The organism is Brevibacillus reuszeri (assembly GCF_002897295.1).
Lineage (GTDB): Bacteria > Bacillota > Bacilli > Brevibacillales > Brevibacillaceae > Brevibacillus > Brevibacillus reuszeri_A.
This window is the reverse complement of sequence record NZ_BEXF01000164.1, coordinates 1-253: the sequence shown is the minus strand read 5'-3', so window position 1 is coordinate 253 and position 253 is coordinate 1. Positions and strand designations below refer to the sequence as shown.

Here is a 253-nt window from a genome sequence, read left to right as displayed (position 1 = left end):
TTGCTCGCCTGGCAACGTCCTACTCTCCCGGCTCCCTGCGGAGCAAGTACCATCGGCGCTGGAGGGCTTAACGGCCGTGTTCGGCATGGGAACGGGTGTGTCCCCTCCGCCATCATCACCAGACTATTTGAGAGAATGCTTCTCTCAAAACTGAACAGCGAATGTGCGTTAATCGTCGTATCTCCATAGAAAGGAGGTGATCCATCCGCACCTTCCGGTACGGATACCTTGTTACGACTTCACCCCAGTCATC

The 253-nt window shown here is 55.3% G+C and carries 2 rRNA genes; both read right to left on the bottom strand.

Features of this window, described 5'->3' with window-relative positions:
• Positions 1–6: 6 nt before the first annotated feature.
• Positions 7–123: ribosomal RNA gene (gene rrf, locus C3B52_RS36015) — 5S ribosomal RNA — on the bottom strand.
• Between the two features lie 66 nt (positions 124–189).
• Positions 190–253: ribosomal RNA gene (locus C3B52_RS36010) — 16S ribosomal RNA — on the bottom strand; the annotation flags it as partial.